This is a genomic window from Streptococcus sp. WM07 (genome assembly GCF_004570525.1).
In the GTDB taxonomy this organism is placed as follows: domain Bacteria; phylum Bacillota; class Bacilli; order Lactobacillales; family Streptococcaceae; genus Streptococcus.
This window is the reverse complement of record NZ_SPPZ01000384.1, coordinates 1-220: the sequence shown is the minus strand read 5'-3', so window position 1 is coordinate 220 and position 220 is coordinate 1. Positions and strand designations below refer to the sequence as shown.

Annotated in this window: 1 protein-coding gene; it reads right to left on the bottom strand. The window is 45.0% G+C overall.

The genetic code is table 11. The annotated features are described in order from the left end of the window. Nucleotides 1-220 (bottom strand): DUF1542 domain-containing protein (locus E4T71_RS09660; RefSeq protein ID WP_228062412.1); only part of this gene is annotated, 220 nt, incomplete at both ends.

The window sequence follows — 220 nt, the reverse complement described above, 5'->3', positions numbered from 1 at the left end:
TGCATTCGTTGTTGCTTGATCAATTGCAGATTTAGCTTTTGCCGCTTCTGCATCGACTTGAGCTTTGGCAACTGTTTTCTCCTCGTCTGTTAAGTCAGTACGAGCATCCAATTCTGCCTTCTTAGCGTTAGCTGCTTCATCGATGGCTTTCTTAGCTTCAGGCTTAGCAACTGCATCTGGGTTAATCGCCTTAATGGTATCAACACCTGCTTCTAGAGCT